Annotated in this window: 16 protein-coding genes; 4 read left to right on the top strand and 12 right to left on the bottom strand. The window is 63.1% G+C overall.

The window, feature by feature from the left end:
* The 6 genes from H1204_RS15525 to ychF form a co-directional block, all read right to left on the bottom strand.
* Positions 1-342: a hypothetical protein gene (locus tag H1204_RS15525; RefSeq protein ID WP_180729006.1), complete on the bottom strand. Its 342-nt coding sequence runs from the start codon at positions 340-342 to the stop codon at positions 1-3.
* A complete protein-coding gene (locus H1204_RS15520; protein WP_180729005.1) occupies positions 299-1,387 on the bottom strand; it encodes a sn-glycerol-3-phosphate import ATP-binding protein UgpC in 1,089 nt (362 codons plus the stop codon). Before H1204_RS15520 ends, H1204_RS15525 begins: the two co-directional genes overlap by 44 nt.
* 12 nt (positions 1,388-1,399) lie before the next feature.
* The gene (ugpE, locus tag H1204_RS15515; protein WP_180729004.1) at positions 1,400-2,245 is read right to left on the bottom strand and encodes a sn-glycerol-3-phosphate ABC transporter permease UgpE; all 846 of its coding nucleotides are present in this window, start codon (positions 2,243-2,245) and stop codon (positions 1,400-1,402) included.
* Positions 2,242-3,126, bottom strand: coding sequence for a sn-glycerol-3-phosphate ABC transporter permease UgpA (ugpA, locus tag H1204_RS15510; protein WP_180729003.1), 885 nt, complete (start codon positions 3,124-3,126; stop codon positions 2,242-2,244). The genes ugpE and ugpA overlap by 4 nt, the downstream gene beginning before the upstream one ends.
* 74 nt (positions 3,127-3,200) lie before the next feature.
* The gene (gene ugpB, locus H1204_RS15505) at positions 3,201-4,526 is read right to left on the bottom strand and encodes a sn-glycerol-3-phosphate ABC transporter substrate-binding protein UgpB (RefSeq protein WP_180729002.1); all 1,326 of its coding nucleotides are present in this window, start codon (positions 4,524-4,526) and stop codon (positions 3,201-3,203) included.
* Between the two features lie 274 nt (positions 4,527-4,800).
* Positions 4,801-5,895 carry a redox-regulated ATPase YchF gene (gene ychF / locus H1204_RS15500; protein ID WP_180729001.1) on the bottom strand — a complete coding sequence of 365 codons (1,095 nt, stop codon included), beginning with the start codon at positions 5,893-5,895 and terminating at the stop codon, positions 4,801-4,803.
* Positions 5,896-6,317: 422 nt separating this feature from the next.
* Here ychF and H1204_RS15495 point away from each other — a divergent pair, with 422 nt between their 5' ends.
* The 4 genes from H1204_RS15495 to H1204_RS15480 all read left to right on the top strand — a co-directional run bounded on the left by H1204_RS15495 (position 6,318) and on the right by H1204_RS15480 (position 11,071).
* Positions 6,318-7,490, top strand: a complete 1,173-nt coding sequence (locus H1204_RS15495) for a UbiH/UbiF family hydroxylase (protein WP_180729000.1) — start codon at positions 6,318-6,320, stop codon at positions 7,488-7,490.
* A gap of 223 nt (positions 7,491-7,713) precedes the next feature.
* A complete protein-coding gene (locus H1204_RS15490) occupies positions 7,714-8,439 on the top strand; it encodes a DsbC family protein (RefSeq protein ID WP_180728999.1) in 726 nt (241 codons plus the stop codon).
* Positions 8,440-8,525: 86 nt separating this feature from the next.
* Positions 8,526-10,319 (top strand): PDZ domain-containing protein, encoded by a 1,794-nt coding sequence (locus H1204_RS15485; RefSeq protein ID WP_180728998.1) that lies wholly within the window; start codon positions 8,526-8,528, stop codon positions 10,317-10,319.
* Positions 10,320-10,474: 155 nt separating this feature from the next.
* On the top strand, positions 10,475-11,071 hold the full coding sequence (locus tag H1204_RS15480; RefSeq protein WP_180728997.1) for an NAD(P)H-dependent oxidoreductase: 597 nt from the start codon (positions 10,475-10,477) through the stop codon (positions 11,069-11,071).
* 150 nt (positions 11,072-11,221) lie between these two features.
* Here the strand turns inward: H1204_RS15480 and H1204_RS15475 are convergent, their stop codons facing one another.
* The 6 genes from H1204_RS15475 to trpE all read right to left on the bottom strand — a co-directional run bounded on the left by H1204_RS15475 (position 11,222) and on the right by trpE (position 16,715).
* Complete coding sequence (locus H1204_RS15475; protein ID WP_180728996.1) at positions 11,222-12,037, bottom strand: uracil-DNA glycosylase; 816 nt, start codon at positions 12,035-12,037, stop codon at positions 11,222-11,224.
* A 77-nt stretch (positions 12,038-12,114) separates the two neighbouring features.
* Positions 12,115-12,750 (bottom strand): CYTH domain-containing protein, encoded by a 636-nt coding sequence (locus H1204_RS15470; protein ID WP_180728995.1) that lies wholly within the window; start codon positions 12,748-12,750, stop codon positions 12,115-12,117.
* Positions 12,751-12,780: 30 nt separating this feature from the next.
* Positions 12,781-13,566: an indole-3-glycerol phosphate synthase TrpC gene (gene trpC / locus H1204_RS15465; protein ID WP_180728994.1), complete on the bottom strand. Its 786-nt coding sequence runs from the start codon at positions 13,564-13,566 to the stop codon at positions 12,781-12,783.
* A gap of 11 nt (positions 13,567-13,577) precedes the next feature.
* Entirely contained in the window at positions 13,578-14,606 is a 1,029-nt protein-coding gene (gene trpD / locus H1204_RS15460; RefSeq protein WP_180728993.1) for an anthranilate phosphoribosyltransferase, read from the bottom strand.
* Between the two features lie 15 nt (positions 14,607-14,621).
* Entirely contained in the window at positions 14,622-15,209 is a 588-nt protein-coding gene (locus tag H1204_RS15455) for an aminodeoxychorismate/anthranilate synthase component II (RefSeq protein WP_180728992.1), read from the bottom strand.
* A gap of 12 nt (positions 15,210-15,221) precedes the next feature.
* Positions 15,222-16,715 (bottom strand): anthranilate synthase component I, encoded by a 1,494-nt coding sequence (gene trpE / locus H1204_RS15450; RefSeq protein ID WP_180728991.1) that lies wholly within the window; start codon positions 16,713-16,715, stop codon positions 15,222-15,224.
* Positions 16,716-16,776: the final 61 nt, after the last annotated feature.

Genomic DNA, 16,776 nt, shown 5'->3' with positions numbered 1-16,776 from the left:
TTACGCTTGAGTTGGGTTCGCGGTCCGCGCGACGGCGGGCGGCGTTGGGTGAATGGGTTTGGGTTTGGGTTTGGGTGTTGCTGGTATTTGCCGGGCGCAGCGGATCTTGGGTTGGCGCGCGCCGCGGGCGGAAACAGTATTGTACTTCGTGTGTCTGCGACGCTTTTTGTTTGGGGCCGGGGTTTGCCACTGCGTGGGGCGACGCATGAAGCGAGCTAACGCATCGCTGATGCCAGCAAAAACGAAAGCAAAAACAAAGGCGAAAGCAAAAGCAAAACCGAAAGCAAAACCGCACAGCTCAATTGAGGCGCCGCCCGCTTTCCTCATCGAAGAAATGAACATGCTGCGCGGGCAACGCGACCTGAAGCCGTTCGCCGGCTTGCGGCCGATGCCCATGCGGCAAACGCACAGTCACATCGTGCTTGCCCCAGCGCCCATGCGCGAGATTATCGGCGCCGAGCAATTCGCAAGAATCAACGGCAAGCGTGGCCGAAGGCACAACGGCCTCCGAGGGCGTCATATGCTCCGGCCGAATTCCAAGCACACACGCGCGGCCCGCTGCGACTTCGCGACCAACGCACGGCACCCCCGCCAAAGGCAACTTCGGTCCCTCCCCAGCGACTTCAAAAAAAGCGCCATCCTCGGTGATCCAGCCGTTCAGCAAATTCATCCCCGGCGAGCCGATAAACCCAGCAACAAACGTCGTCGCAGGCCGCTCATACACCTCGGTGGGAGCGCCGATCTGTTCCGCATGCCCACGGTTCATCACGATCACACGCTGCGCGAGCGTCATCGCTTCGATCTGGTCGTGCGTCACGTAAAGGCTCGTCGTCTTGAGCCGCCCATGCAGACGCTGGATTTCGAGCCGCATCTGCACGCGCAAACGGGCATCCAGATTCGACAGCGGCTCGTCGAACAGAAACACAGCCGGCTCGCGCACGATCGCGCGGCCCATCGCGACGCGCTGTCGCTGGCCGCCCGACAGCTCGCGCGGCTTTCTCGACAGCAGCGGTTCCAGTTCGAGAATCTTCGCGGCCGTCAGAACCCGCGACTCGATCTTCGATTTCGTCAGCCCCGCGATCTTCAGCGCGTAACCCATGTTCTCCGCAACCGTCATATGCGGATATAGCGCGTAGTTCTGGAACACCATCGCGATGTTCCGATCCTTCGGCTCCAGGTTGTTGACGACCTTGCCGTCGATGGAAATCTCACCCTCGGAGATCGCCTCCAGCCCCGCGACCATCCGTAGCAACGTCGACTTGCCGCAACCCGACGGCCCGACCATCACGACGAACTCGCCATCCTCGACGTCCGCGTTGATTCCGTGCAGAACGTTCTGCTTGCCGTCGTACGATTTCTTCACGCCCTTGAGCGTCAGTGCAGACATGACTGTTTATCCTTATTTTTCCGCATCCACGAGACCGCGCACGAACCAGCGCTGCATCGCCAGAACGACGACGAGCGGCGGCAGCATCGCGAGCAGCGTCGCGGCCATCACGAGATGCCACTCGGTCGCGGTGTCGCCGGAAGCGATCATGCTCTTGATACCGACCACGGCCGTCGTCAGCGATTGCTCGTTGGTGATCAGGATCGGCCACAAGTATTGATTCCAGCCGTAAATGAACGTGATCACGAAGAGCGCCGCGAGGTTCGTCTTCGACAGCGGCAGCACGACGTCCCAGAAGAAGCGCAGCGGCCCCGCGCCGTCGATGCGCGCCGCTTCCATCAGCTCGTCGGGCAGCGTGAGGAAGAACTGGCGAAACAGGAATGTCGCGGTCGCGGATGCGATCAGCGGCAGCGTGAGCCCGGCGTAGGTGTTGCTCAGATGCATCGACGAGACGACCTGCACGGTCGGAAAGATGCGCACTTCGACGGGCAGCATCAGCGTGATGAAGATCAGCCAGAACGCGACGTTGCGGCCCGGAAAGCGGAAGAACACGATCGCGAACGCCGAAATGATCGACACGGCGATCTTGCCGATCGCGATCACGAGCGCCATCACGAGGCTGTTGATCAGCATCGTGCCGAACGGGCTGGCCGCGTTGCCCGTGCCGTGCGTCCAGATGTTCGCGATGTTCTCGAACAGATGCGTACTTGGCACAAGCGACAGCGGCACGTTGAACACTTCATGCTCGCTCATCGTCGCCGCGCAGAACGCGACGTAGACGGGAAACACGACCAGCACCACGCCGATCAGCAACACGACGTGGCAGAAGATATCGAAGCCGCGGCGATTCTCGATCATGAGTATTGAACCCTCCGCTCGATGAAACGGAACTGCACGACGGTCAGCCCGACCACGATCAGCATCAGCACCACCGACTGCGCGCCCGAACTGCCAATGTCGAGACCCTGGAAGCCTTCGGCGAAGATCTTGTAGATCAGCGTGCGCGTCGATTGCGCCGGACCGCCGCCCGTCGCGGCGTCGATGATCGGGAAGGTGTCGAAGAACGCGTAGACGAGATTGACGACGAGCAGGAAAAACGTCGTTGGCGAAAGCAGCGGCAGCGCGACGCCGAAGAACCGCCGCACAGGACCCGCGCCGTCGATCGCGGCCGCTTCGATCAGCGAGCGCGGAATGGCCTGCAGTCCGGCGTAGAAGAACAGGAAGTTGTAGCTGACCTGTTTCCACACGGAGGCGAGCACGACGAGGAACATCGCCTGTCCCGGGTTGAGCGCGTGATTCCAGACGATGCCCGCCTTGCCGAGTGCGAAGGTCACGAGGCCGATGCTCGGGTTGAACAGGAATGACCACAGCACGGCGGCGATCGCGGGCGCGACCGCGTACGGCCAGATCAACAGCGTCTGATAGGCTCTCGCGCCGCGTGTCACGCGGTCGGCGCAGGCGGCGAACAGCAGCGAGATCGCGAGACCCGACACGGTGACGAGCGCGCAGAAAATCAGCGTCGTTTCGAACGATGCGAGGTATAGCGGATCGCCGAATAGCTGCTTGAAGTTGTTCAAGCCGACAAATTCGCTCGACGTGCCGAACGCGTCCTGTGTCTGCGTCGATTGCCAGAGAGCTTCGCCCGCGGGCAGCAGAAAGAACAGCAGGGTGATCGCGAGTTGCGGCGCGACGAGCAGATACGGCAGGAGGCTGGTGCCGAAGCGGGAACGCTTGTCCATCGACGTCCTTAGCAACAGTGAACGGATGGGACGCGCCTTGCCCGACAGCGGCGAATGCGCGCCCCTACGGTGGATCAGCTACCCGCTTTCTCGAAGCGGCGCAGCAGTTCGTCGCCGCGCGACACCGACGAATCGAGCGCATCCTTCGGCGTCTTCTTGTCGGACCAGACCTGTTCGAGTTCTTCGTCGATGATGGTGCGGATCTGCGGCATGTTGCCCAGACGCAGGCCCTTCGTGTACGGCAGAGGCGGCTTGTTCAGCATCTGCTTGATAGCCGTGTCGCTGCCGGGATTCTTCTCGTAGAAGCCCTGTTGTTGGGTCAACTGATAAGCGGCCGTGGTGACGGGCAGATAACCCGTGTCCTGATGCCATTTCGCGGCGACGGGCGGCGAGCTGAGATAGGCGAGGAACTTCGCGACGCCCTTATAGACGGCGGGGTCCTTGCCCGACAGCACCCACAGGCTCGCGCCGCCGATGATCGCGTTCTGCGGCGCGCCCTTCACACTCGCGTCGTACGGCATCATGCCTGTGCCGAAGTCGAACTTCGCGTACTTGCGGATTGTTGCGAGCGAGCCGGACGAGTTAGTGATGATCCCGCAATCGCCGCTATAGAACTTCGACACCGGTTCGTCCTTGCGGCCGACATAGGTGAATGCGCCTTCCTTCTGCATCTTCTGCAGGAACGTGATGTGCGCGATCTGCAGCGGCTTGTCGAATTCGAGCTTGGCGTCGGCGCCGTCGAAGCCGTTGTTCTCCGTCGCGAACGGCGCGCCGTGCCAGGCGCTGTAGTTCTCGAGCTGAATCCAGCTCTGCCAGCCCGACGAATAGCCGCACGACATGCCCGCTGCTTTCAGCTTCAGCGCGTCCTGCTCCAGTTCAGCCCACGTTTTGGGCGGCGAGTTCGGATCGAGGCCGGCTTTCTTGAAGGCTTCCTTGTTGTAGTAGAGGACGGGCGTCGAGCTGTTGAACGGCATCGAGATCAGATGACCCGTCTTCGAGTCGCTGTAATAGCTGGCGATGGTCGGCACGAAGGCTTTTTCATCGAGCGTCATGTCCGCCTGTTTGAACACGTCGGAGACGGGAATGACGGCTTTCTTCGCCTGCATCATCGTCGCCGTGCCAACTTCGTAGACCTGCAGGATCGCGGGCGCGTTGCCGCTGCGGTACGCGGCGATGCCGGCTGCAAGCGTCTGGTCGTAGGTGCCCTTGAAGACGGGGACGATCTTGTAGTCGCTCTGCGATGCATTGAAGTCGTTGGCGATCGTATTCAGGCGTTCGCCGAGGGCGGCTTCCATCGCATGCCAGAACTGGATTTCAGTGGCGGCGTAAGCGCCTTGATGGACGCCGAAGGCCAGAACGGCCGCGACGGATAGCGAACGGAAGAGCGGCTTGCAATGCATCGAGAGTCTCCATTTTTTGCGGAAGCGCGGAATGCGGTCGCGCGATTCTAGTTGTGGTCGATGACAGGAAAGCGTCGGTGAATTTTCTATATGTAAGGCTCGGTGTCGAACGGGCAATTTAACATCGGAAAAATAATTGTAGAAAGGGCGATTACCCGGAGCATAGATAGGTGCGCGTGCAACGAGGGTGAAAAAAAAAGCCGCGTCGATACGCGGCTTTGGGTATTTTGCGCACCCGGCGCGAAGCGGCGGGGAGGCATTTGACAATTGCTCGTCAGACGTTGAACAAAAAGTTCATCACGTCGCCGTCATGCACGATGTACTCCTTCCCTTCCGCACGCATCTTGCCCGCTTCCTTCGCGCCTTGTTCACCCTTGTACGCGATGTAATCATCAAAGCCGATCGTCTGCGCGCGAATAAACCCGCGTTCGAAGTCCGTGTGAATCGCGCCCGCTGCCTGCGGCGCGGTATCGCCGACATGAATCGTCCACGCGCGCACTTCCTTCACGCCCGCAGTGAAATACGTCTGCAGGCCGAGAAGCTTGAAACCCGCGCGAATCACACGGTTCAGACCCGGCTCGTGCATGCCCATGTCGGCGAGGAACACTTCCTTGTCTTCATCGGCGAGATCGGCGATTTCCGCTTCGATCGCTGCGCACACGGCGACCACGGGCGCGTTTTCCGTTTCGGCGTACTTGCGCACCGCGTCCAGGTGCGGATTGTTCTCGAAGCCGTCTTCCTTCACGTTCGCGACGTACATGGCCGGCTTGGCCGTAATCAGGCAGAACGGCTTCATCAGCAGGCGCTCTTCTTCCGTCAGGTCGAGCCCGCGAACCGGCTTCGCCTGATCCAGCTGCACGCGAACCTTTTCCAGCACGGCAGCGAGCTTCACCGCTTCCTTGTCGTTGCCGGATTTCGCGGCTTTCGCATAGCGTGTGAGCGCCTTTTCAACCGTCGCCAGGTCAGCAAGCGCGAGTTCCGTGTTGATCACTTCGATATCCGACACGGGATCGACCTTGCCCGCGACGTGAATCACGTTCTCGTCCTCGAAGCAGCGCACGACGTGCGTGATCGCATCCGTTTCACGGATGTTCGCGAGGAACTGGTTGCCGAGGCCTTCGCCCTTGCTCGCACCCGCCACCAGACCCGCGATGTCGACGAACTCGACGACGGCGGGAACGATGCGCTCAGGCTTGACGATGCCGGCGAGCGCCGTCAGACGCGCATCCGGCACTTCGACTACGCCGACGTTCGGCTCGATCGTGCAGAACGGGTAATTTTCGGCGGCGATGCCCGCCTTGGTCAGCGCATTGAACAGGGTGGACTTGCCGACGTTAGGCAGGCCGACGATGCCGCATTTGAGGCTCATGAAGGTTCTCTACAAAATCAGGTGGTGACAGGCTTCGGCGAACGGAGCGCGGGCTACGCGTGGCGCGGCGCGATACTGTCCGCGGCCCGCAAGTCCGCTGGCGCCAGGCACGTGCCAGAAGCACGCGCCGAAAACATGCGGCACAGGCGGACTGTCGTATGACACCCGCCGCGCTGCAAACGCGCGCCGAAGGTGCCGGATAACCGAAAACCGCAATTGTAACCCTGTCCGGCGGCGCGCTCGCGGCAGCGGAGAAGCGGTGGCACGCGCCGTTCGCTACGCGAGCGCGTGCATATGCAGTCCACAATCGACGAGACTTGTGCCCGACCTGCATCAATCCCCGCTCAAACAACGCGCGAAACCGCGCGCAAAGCTTGTCCCGCCGGTCCGTCCCCGGCACCCCTCACGGCTATAATGCCCGGATGAATGCTCACCATCAGTCCTTCGACGTCGCCGTGATCGGCGGCGGGCTTGTCGGCAAGACGGCGGCGCTTGCGCTCACGCAAAGCGGCCTGCGCGTCGCATTGCTCGCGCAGCATTGTCAGCCGCTGCCCGCCGACGCCGTATTCGACTCGCGCGTCTACGCGCTGTCCGCGAGTTCGCAGGCGCTGCTCGAACGCCTGCGCGTCTGGCAGGCGCTCGACACTTCGCGGCTTGCGCCCGTCTACGACATGCGCGTCTACGGTGACGCACATGCTGAACTGCATTTCTCGGCGTTCCAGGCGTCCGTGCCACAACTCGCGTGGATCGCCGAATCATCGCTGATCGAACAGGCGCTCGACGCCGCGCTGCGCTTCCAGCCCAACCTCACGTGGCTTGACACGCGTGCGCAGGGGCTCGACGTCAAGACGGGCGGCGCGACGATCGGTCTAGCCAACGGCGAGGTGCTCGAAGCGGATCTCGTGGTCGGCGCGGACGGCGCCCATTCGTGGGTGCGCGCGCAGATCGGCTCGAAGGTGAACCGGCGCGACTACCGGCAGACGGGCGTCGTCGCGAACTTCAAGGCCGGGCGGCCGCACGGCGAGACGGCGTATCAGTGGTTCCGCGACGGCGAGATCATCGCGCTGCTGCCGCTGCCGGATGGGCACGTGTCGCTAGTCTGGTCGGCGATGACCGATCATGCGAACACGCTCGTCAAACTCGATCCGGCGCAACTCGCGGCGGAAGTCGAACGGGCGACGATGGGCGCGCTCGGCACACTCGAATGCGTGACGCGCGCTCAAGGCTTTCCGCTTGCGCTGCAAACCGTCGACCGGCTGGTCGCGCCGCGCGTCGCGCTGGTCGGCGATGCCGCGCACCTGATCCATCCGCTCGCGGGGCAGGGCATGAATCTGGGCTTGCGCGACGTGGCGTCGCTGGTGGACGTGATCGTGAAAAAAGAGGCGTTCCGCGATATCGGCGACACGGTGCTGTTGCGCCGCTACGAGCGTTCGCGCAGCGAAGACATTCGCGCGTTGACCATCGCTACCGACGGCCTGCAGAAGCTGTTCGGGCTGCCGGGCAATATTGCGCGCGCGGTTCGTAACACGGGCATGGCATTCGTCGGCGCGCAGCCGCTGGTCAAGCGCTGGCTGGTTTCGGCGGCGCTGGGCTGAACCATGCGCCAGCCGCGCCGCAGATGGAACGGCACGGCGGCGCGCGCGATCTGACAGGATTGAACGCAAGGCATACCATCTGCGCAGCACTGTCTGATGCACCCCACACGCATCGATGCAAAAGGGAACAATCCGGCACACCCGGAAACCCGCGCGGAACTTGAACACAGGCGCAGACGAGCGGCAAACGGGCCGCGCGCCGAACCGAATCAGGAGCAGCAGCATGAAGAAACGTATCCGTCTCGCCGCGCTGGCGCTGGCCGTCGCCACTATCGGCCTCGGCTGTTCGGCACAGGCCGACCAGACCACCGACAAGCTCAAGTCGACGCTGCAATCGCGTCTGAGCGAAGCGACGATCAAAAGCGTGTCGAAGTCGCCGATCGACGGGCTCTACGAGGTGAACCTCGGCTCGCAGATCGTCTATAGCGACGCGACGGGCGACCATCTGATTCTCGGCGACATGATCGATGCGAAGACGCGCAAGAATCTGACGGAAGCGCGCCTGTCCGAAACCAACCGCATCGATTTCGCGAGCCTGCCGTTCGCAAACGCGGTGAAAGTGGTGAAGGGCAACGGCAGCCGCAAGATCGCCGTGTTCTCCGATCCGAACTGCCCGTACTGCAAGCAGCTCGAAACGACGCTGAAGTCGATGGATAACATCACCGTTTACACGTTCCTGTACCCGGTCCTGTCGCCGGATTCGACGGTGAAGTCGAAGTCGATCTGGTGTTCCTCCGACCGCGCGAAGGCATGGGAAGCCTGGATGCAGGATCACCGCGCGCCGACCGCGCCCGGCACCTGCGACACGGCAGCGATCGACAAGAACCTCGCACTCGGACAATCGATGAACGTCAGCGGTACGCCCACCGTGTTCCTCGCGGATGGCCGCCGCCTGCCGGGCGCCGTGCCGGCGGACGAACTGGACAAGGCGTTGTCGTCGGTGCGCTGAGCTGCACCCATTGTCTGAATCTGTTTGAAAGGAGGCGCGCGGCGCCTCCTGTCGTTTTCTTCATGAGTTTCCACACACGAGCGCCGATGAAGCCGATCCGCTACACCATCGTTCCGAAGCAACCCGCCGCCCATCTCTTCGAAGTGACCGTGACCGTCGCCGAGCCCGATCCGTCGGGCCAGCGCTTCATGCTGCCCGTGTGGATTCCCGGCAGCTACATGGTCCGCGAGTTCGCGCGCAATATCGTCACGCTGCGCGCGTTCAGCGACACGGGCCGCAAGGTGCGGCTCGAAAAGACCGACAAGCATTCGTGGCAGGCGGCGCCCGTCAAGGGCGCGCTGACGCTGCGCTACGAGGTCTATGCATGGGACCTGTCGGTGCGCGCCGCGCATCTCGACGACAAGACGGGCTTCTTCAACGGCACGAGCGTGTTTCTGTCGCCGCTCGGGTTCGAGGACGCGCCGTGCGTCGTCGATATTCAGAAGCCGGCCGGTCCGCAGTTCCGCAACTGGCGCGTCGCGACGGCACTGACGGAAGCGCGCGGCACGAAACGCTATGGTTTCGGCGAGTACAGCGCGCAGAACTATGACGAGCTGATCGATCATCCCGTCACACTCGGTGAATTCGAACTCGCGACGTTCAAGGCGCACGGCGTGCCGCACGACATCGTGATCGCCGGGCGCGTGATCGGGTTGGACATGGCGCGGCTGTCGGCGGATCTGAAGCGCGTGTGCGAAGCACAGATCGCGCTCTTCGAGCCGCGCTCGAAAAAGGCGCCGATGGACCGCTACGTCTTCATGACGCAAGCCGTCACCGATGGCTACGGCGGTCTGGAGCATCGCGCATCGACGGCGCTGATCTGCAATCGCGCGGATTTGCCCGTCGAAGGCCGCGACGAGACGACGGAGGGCTATCGCACGTATCTCGGCCTGTGCAGCCACGAATACTTCCACACGTGGAACGTGAAGCGCATCAAGCCCGCCGTGTTCGCGCCGTACGATCTCACGCAGGAAAATTACACGTCGCTGCTGTGGCTGTTCGAGGGCTTCACGTCTTACTACGACGACCTGGTGCTCGTGCGCAGCGGCCTGATCAAGGATACCGACTACTTCACGCTGCTGGGGAAGACGATCGGCGGCGTGCTGCGCGGTAGCGGGCGCCTGAAGCAGACAGTCGCCGAAAGCTCGTTCGACGCATGGGTCAAGTACTATCGCCAGGACGAAAACGCCGCGAACGCGATCGTCAGCTATTACACGAAGGGCTCACTGGTCGCGCTCGCGTTCGATCTGACGATTCGCGCGCAAACGCAGAACCGAAAATCGCTCGATGACGTGATGCGCCTGCTGTGGCAGCGCTACGGACGCGACTTCTTCGAGGGCAAGAGTCAAGGTGTCGAGGAAGCCGACGTCGAGGCGCTGTTCGCCGAGGCCACGGGCGCGGACCTGTCGGAGCTGTTCGCCGACGGCGTGCGCGGTACGCGCGATCTGCCGCTCGACACGCTGCTGCCCCAATTTGGCGTGACGCTCGAGGCAGACGTCGATCCGAAGGGCAAGCCGTCGCTCGGCGCGCGGGTGCGCGGCGGCGCGGACTGCACGCTGGCGGCCGTTCATGACGGCAGCGCGGCGCAGAAGGCCGGTCTGTCGGCGGGCGACGTGCTGATTGCCGTCGACGGCTTGCGCGTGACGGGCTCGAATCTCGACGCGCTGCTGTCGCGCTACCAGCCCGGCGCGAAGGTCGAGGTGCACGCGTTCCGCCGCGACGAACTGCGCGTCGCGCAGGTCAAGCTGGACGGACCGGAGGTCGCACGCTACAAACTCACCGCGAACGACAAACGCGCGGCGGCCGTGACGGCGCGCAAACGCTGGCTGGGCGGCAAGTAAGCGGTCGCCGGACTATTTGCGCGGCGAGATCCCCGGCGGCGGATTGTTCTATCGTTGCAACAATCCGTCGCCGCCGCGCTACTTTTTCCCGGGCGGGTAAAAAAACACAATGGCTCCACTCGCGCAACACAGCGCGCCCCTCACTGGAGTCACAGATGACCACGATCCTGCAAATCAACTCGTCCGCTCGCTCGCAAGGCGCTCAATCGACGCTGCTGGCCAACGAACTGACGGCGAAGCTGCAACAATCGAATCCGGGCGCGCAAGTCGTCGTCCGCAATCTGCACGAAGACGCACTGCCGCACCTCGACGACGCGATCCTTGGCGCGTTCTTCACGCCCGCCGAACAGCGCACGGCTGAACAGCAAGCCATCGCAGCCCGCAGCGAAGTGCTGATCGCCGAACTGCAAGCCGCCGACCTCGTCGTGATCGGCGCGCCGCTGTACAACTTCGGTATCTCGTCGCAACTGAAGACGTACTTCGACTTCATCGCACGCGCTGGCATCACGTTCAAGTACGGCGCGAACGGTCCGGAAGGTCTCGTGACGGGCAAGAAGGTGTTCGTGGTGTCGGCACGCGGCGGCAAGTACGTGGGCACGCCGGGCGATTCGCAGACGCCTTACCTGAAGACGTTCCTCGGCTTCCTCGGCATGACCGACGTGAACTTCATCTACGCGGAAGGCCTGAACATGGGCCCGGACGCAGCGACGGCGGCACTGGCCGGCGCACGCGAAGCGATTGCTGCTGCCTGAGTTGTCTGAAACGGTTATGCGGTGAGCCATCCGGCTGGCCGCTTGCCCATCCGATACGGTGATCGGCCCTATCGCGACGGCAAAACACAACGCCACGGAACACAATTCCGTGGCGTTTTCTTTTTGGGTTTTCGGTGGATGTGGTGCGTGTCAGGCGAACACTTCGCCCGTTTCCGGCAAACGCCAGTCGATGGTCTGACGGCCGTGCGCTTCGAGGAATTCATTGGCGAGCGCAAAATGCCGGCAGCCGAGAAACCCACGATGCGCGGACAGCGGCGACGGGTGCGGCGCTTCCAGCACGCAATGCGACTTGCCACCGAGCAGCGCACGCTTGGCCTGCGCGTGCGCGCCCCATAGCATGAACACGAGCCCATCGTGACGCATCGCGAGTTCGTGGATGAGCGTGTCGGTGCATTTTTCCCAGCCGCGCTTCGCGTGGCTCGCGGCACGATCGCGTTCGACGGTCAGCACCGTGTTGAGCAACAGCACGCCCTGTCGCGCCCACGCATCGAGACAGCCGTGCTGCGGCGCCTCGTGCCCCAGGCTCGCGGCGATTTCCTTGAAGATGTTGCGCAGCGATGGCGGCGGCCGCACCGAAGGCGGCACTGAAAACGCGAGGCCGTGCGCCTGCGGCGTGCCACGGTCTTCGCCGTGATACGGGTCCTGGCCGAGAATCACGACCTTGACGTCGTCGGGACTCGTGAGTCGCAGCGCGCGGAATACGTCGGCGGGATAGACGGTCTTGCCGGACGCGCGTTCGCCATCGACGAACTGGCACAGCGGCGCGAACGTGTCGCTATCGATAAACGGTTTGAGGTGCGCGCGCCAGGCGGGCGGCAGGGCTTCGAATTGCGCTTCGAGCGTCTGAGTGTCTGTGATGGGAGAGGGCGCGGCGGCGCGGCTGTCGTCGTCGGTGAAGAGCGACGGCTGCGTCGGCGGGGTGCGGGAGCGTTTTGCGGAATTCATGGCGGGCTAGTGTGGCAGCAAACGCGGGCGCGCTCAAGGTGCCACGCGCCTGCTCGGGTGTTTGCTGCCGTCGCCGCTTATTGCGAGTTGCTTTCGCGCAGACGATAACCGCGCTGCGCCTTGCTCACGTCATCGGGACGCAAGCCGTGCACGGCCTGAGCGATTTCTGCCGACAACGCGTTCAGCGCGCCCGCGTCACCATGCTTCAGTTCCAGTTCGATCTCGCAGATCGGTGCGCGGCGCGTTTCGCCGTTCACGACCGCGACAACCTCGCCCTGGTCGATGGCCGCCTCGACATCGGCGCCTTCGATGCGCACGTGCCAGATGGTCCGCGAGAAATTGGTGCTGAACAGCGGAATCAGGTCGTCACGCGCGCTGCGCAACGCTTCCTTCGACGGTTCGTCGTCACAGACTGCGAGCAGCGCGTCGATTTCGAGCGCGTTGCCCTTGATGGGCATTTCCCACTCGTGCCGGCTGTGCAAGCCGCCATTCGACGTGCCGACCGTCTTGTACGTCTGCAGCCAGCCGTCCGGCGTGCGGCGCACGCGCACCGCGCTTTTCGCGCGCGCGAGCGTCAGCGTCGGCGTGTCGTAATAGCTGTTTTCGAGCGTGATCGTGCGGCCCTTGCCACCGGCGCGTTGAATCAGCCATTGCGTCGCAGCGCCGACCTGACCGGTCGGCAGCGACAGCTTGATCTCGTGTTCCATGCCCATCGCGCGGCTCGCTCTGTAACGTGGTGAGAATCAGAAGAACATCCGCGCAAGCTCCGCGCCCGGTTCTTCGGCGCGCATGAACGCCTCGCCGACGAGGAACGAGTTCACGTCCATCGCGCGCATTCGCTCGACGTCGCCGCGCGACATGATGCCCGACTCGGTCACGACGATGCGGTCGTCCGGCATCATGTCCAGCAGGCCGAGCGTGGTATCGATCGATGTTTCGAACGTGCGCAGATTGCGGTTGTTCACGCCCATCAGCGGCGTCTTCAGCGTCAGTGCGTCGACCAGTTCGTCCTTGTCGTGCACCTCGACGAGCACCGCGAGGCCGAGAGACTGCGCGTACGCTTCGAGGTCCTGCATCTGCGAGAGTTCGAGCGCCGCGACGATCAGCAGGATCGCGTCGGCGCCCATCGCGCGCGCTTCGAGGATCTGATACGGATCGACGATGAAATCCTTGCGCAGAACGGGCAGATCGCACGCGGCGCGCGCCTCTTCCAGATACTTCGCGCTGCCCTGGAAGAACTGCACGTCGGTCAGCACAGACAGACACGCCGCGCCGTGCTTCGCGTACGAACGCGCGATGTCCGCCGGTACGAAGTTGTCGCGCAGTACGCCTTTCGACGGGCTCGCCTTCTTGACCTCGGCGATCACGGCTGCGAGACCCGCCTCATGCTTCGTGCGAATCGCGCCGACGAAATCGCGCAGATCGCGCGACGATGCCTGCAGGCGCAGTTCTTCGAGCGGCGCGCTTTGCTGCGCGGCGCGCACTTCTTCGCGCTTGACGTCGATGATGCGGTCGAGAATATCGCTCATGTGAATCCCGTTTATTTCTTGAACTGTTGCGTGAAGCGGACCAGGTCGTCGACCTTCGCGCGCGCCTTGCCGCTCGCGATCGCTTCGCGGGCCAGCTGGAGGCCGTCTGCGATCGACTCCACGACGTTCGCCGCGTACAGCGCGGTGCCCGCATTCAGCGTGACGATTTCGCGCGCGACGCCCGGCTTGTTGTCGAGCGCTTCGAGCAGCAACACTTTCGATTCCGTCGCGTCCGCGACTTTCAGGGTGCGGTTCGACACCATCTGCATGCCGAAGTCCTCAGGGTGAATCTCGTACTCGGTCACCTTGCCGTCGCGCAGTTCGCCGACCAGCGTCGCGCCGCCGAGCGACACTTCATCCATGCCGTCCATACCATACACGACGAGCACGTGGTTTGCGCCGAGACGCTCCATCACGCGAACCTGAATGCCGACCAGGTCCGGGTGAAACACACCCTGCAACTGGTTCGGCGCGCCGGCCGGGTTCGTCAGCGGACCGAGAATGTTGAAGATGGTGCGCACGCCGAGTTCGCGGCGCACGGGCGCGATGTTCTTCATCGCCGGGTGATGATTCGGCGCGAACATGAAGCCCATGCCCGTTTCGGCGATCGAGGCGGCCACCTGTTCCGGCTGCAGATCGATGTTGACGCCGAGCGCTTCGAGCACGTCCGCGCTGCCCGATTTGCTCGACACGCCGCGATTGCCGTGCTTCGCGACTTTTGCGCCCGCAGCCGCCGTCACAAACATCGTCGCCGTCGAGATATTGAACGTGTGCGATCCGTCGCCGCCCGTGCCGACGATATCGACGAAGTTCGAGTTGTCCTGCACGTCGACGTGACGGGCGAACTCGCGCATCACCGTGGCGGCCGCGGTGATCTCGCCGATGGTCTCTTTTTTGACGCGCAGACCCGTGATGATCGCGGCCGCCATCACTGGCGACATGTCGCCGCGCATGATGAGGCGCATCAGGTGCAGCATTTCGTCGTGGAAAATTTCGCGGTGCTCGATCGTGCGTTGCAGCGCTTCCTGGGCCGTAATCATTTTGACGTCTCCTTGTTAAGCGCTACGCGCCACGGCCTTCGACTGCTTCACGAAGTTTTCGAGCAACGCGTGGCCGTGTTCCGACAGGATCGATTCCGGGTGGAACTGCACGCCTTCTACCGGCAGCGTCTTGTGGCGCACGCCCATGATTTCGCCGTCGTTGGTCCATGCGGATACTTCGAGGCAATCAGGCAGCGATTCGCGCTCGATCGCGAGCGAGTGATAGCGCGTGACGGTGAAGTGCTTCGGCAGGTCGGAGAATACGCCTTTGCAGTCAGTTTCGATCTGGCTCACCTTGCCGTGCATGATGGTCTGCGCGCGTACCACACGGCCGCCGAACGCTTCGCCGATCGCCTGATGGCCGAGGCACACGCCGAGAATCGGGTACTTGCCGGAAAATTCGCGCAGCACGTCGAGCGTGATGCCTGCATGTTGCGGATTGCTCGGCCCCGGCGACAGGCAGATGCGCTCGGGGTTGAGCTTCGCGATTTCGTCGAGGGTGATTTCGTCGTTGCGATAGGTCCGTACGTCTTCGCCGAGTTCGCCGAAGTACTGGACCAGGTTATAGGTGAACGAATCGTAGTTGTCGATCATCAGCAGCATGGTCAGTCTCCGTCAGAAGTCGCTATCGAGGCCGTCTTGCACTTGCTCGGCGGCGCGCAGCACGGCGCGCGCCTTGTTCTCGGTCTCTTGCCATTCGGATTCGGGCACCGAGTCGGCGACCACGCCCGCTGCCGCCTGCACGTACAGATTGCCGTTGCAGATCACGCCCGTGCGGATCGTGATCGCGAGGTCCATCTCGCCCGTGAACGACAGGTAGCCGACCGCGCCGCCGTAGAGGCCGCGCTTCACGGGTTCGAGTTCGTCGATCAGTTCCATCGCGCGAACCTTCGGCGCGCCCGACAGCGTGCCCGCCGGGAACGTCGCGCGCAGCACGTCGAAGTTGGTCATGCCCGGCTTCAGCGTGCCCTCGACCGAACTGACGATGTGCTGCACGTGCGAATACTTTTCGATCACCATCTTGTCGGTCACCGACACCGAACCGATCTGCGCGATACGGCCCACGTCGTTGCGCGCGAGGTCGATCAGCATCACGTGCTCGGCGACTTCCTTCGGATCGTTCAGCAGTTCGGTGGCGAGTTCGGCGTCGCGCTCGGGCGTGTTGCCGCGCGGACGTGTGCCTGCCAGAGGACGGATCGTGACGATGCGGTCTTCGTTGCGCTTTTCCTGACGCACCAGAATTTCCGGCGAGGCGCCGACCACATGGAATTCGCCGAAGTTGTAGTAGTACATGTACGGCGACGGATTCAGCGAACGCAGCGCGCGGTAAAGCGACAGCGGGTTGTCGCGATACGGTTTCGTCAGACGCTGGCCGACCTGCACCTGCATCAGTTCGCCTGCCGCGATGTATTCCTTCGCCTTGCGCACGGCGGCGAGGTAATCGTCCTTCTTGAACTCGCGGAAAATTTCGGTGCGCACACTCGCCGACGTTACGGGCGGCTGCACCGTCGTACGCAGGCGTTGCTTCAGTTCGCGCAGACGCTGCTTGGCGCGCGTGTACGCTTCGGGCGTGGTCGGATCGGCGTAGATCACGAGGTACAGCTTGCCCGCGAGGTTGTCGATGACGGCGACTTCTTCCGTCAGCAGCAGTTGGATGTCGGGCAGGTTCAGGTCGTCGGGCGGGGCCGTGTGCGCGAGCTTCTTCTCGATGTAGCGCACGGCGTCGTAGCCGAAGTAGCCAGCAAGACCGCCCGCGAAACGCGGTAGGCCCGGACGCAGCGCGACCTTGAAACGGCCCTGGAACTGCTGGATGAATTCGAGCGGATCGCCATCGTGCGTCTCAGTGACCTTGCCGTCTTTCACGACTTCCGTCACGCCGTTATGCGTGCGGATCAGCGTGCGAGCCGGCAGACCGATGAACGAGTAACGGCCAAAGCGTTCGCCGCCCACCACCGATTCGAGCAGAAACGAGTTCGCGCCGTTGCGCTCGGTTTGCGCGAGCTTCAGGTACAGCGAAAGCGGCGTTTCGAGGTCGGCCAGCGCTTCGGCGATCAACGGGATGCGATTGAAGCCCTCGTTCGCGAGGGACTGAAATTCGAGTTCGGTCATGTTCCGATCCTGTTCGTGCGTCCGAACGCTGCGTTGCGTCGGACAAAGCGGGGGCTGCGTT

Source organism: Paraburkholderia sp. PGU19 (assembly GCF_013426915.1).
Taxonomy (GTDB): Bacteria; Pseudomonadota; Gammaproteobacteria; order Burkholderiales; family Burkholderiaceae; genus Paraburkholderia.
Note: the sequence above shows the minus strand (reverse complement) of the source record. Positions and strands in the feature narration are given on the sequence as shown.